This is a genomic window from Glutamicibacter sp. Je.9.36 (genome assembly GCF_051129975.1).
Classification (GTDB): Bacteria; Actinomycetota; Actinomycetes; order Actinomycetales; family Micrococcaceae; genus Glutamicibacter.
In genome coordinates this window covers 1-267 of record NZ_JBCPSN010000018.1, presented here as the reverse complement: position 1 = coordinate 267, position 267 = coordinate 1, and the positions used below count along the sequence as shown (strand labels likewise).

Below are 267 nucleotides of genomic sequence, written 5' to 3'. Positions count from 1 at the left end.
ACTGCACGGGGGTGCAATGCCTCAAGCAAATGTTATGTATTCACCAAATAAAAATATTCGGTATCAACAAACTTGGCACACTATTGAGTTCTCAAACAACAAACACTCTCGACACCACAACCATCAAAACTTCGATGGCCGCTTCGCTCCGGAGCAACTTTACAAGCTTACCACCAAGTTGACCGTTGTCAACTCGACGTTTCAGTCTTGTTCACCCCGCCGTTTCCGTTTCGCCCTTTCAGGCTGTCCGGATCAGCGGCGCGAGAT

General features: G+C 48.3%; 1 protein-coding gene. It reads left to right on the top strand.

What is annotated here, in order from left to right:
- Nucleotides 1–16 precede the first annotated feature (16 nt).
- Nucleotides 17–267 (top strand): hypothetical protein (locus AAZQ98_RS17650; RefSeq protein ID WP_434694144.1); only part of this gene is annotated, 251 nt, incomplete at its 3' end.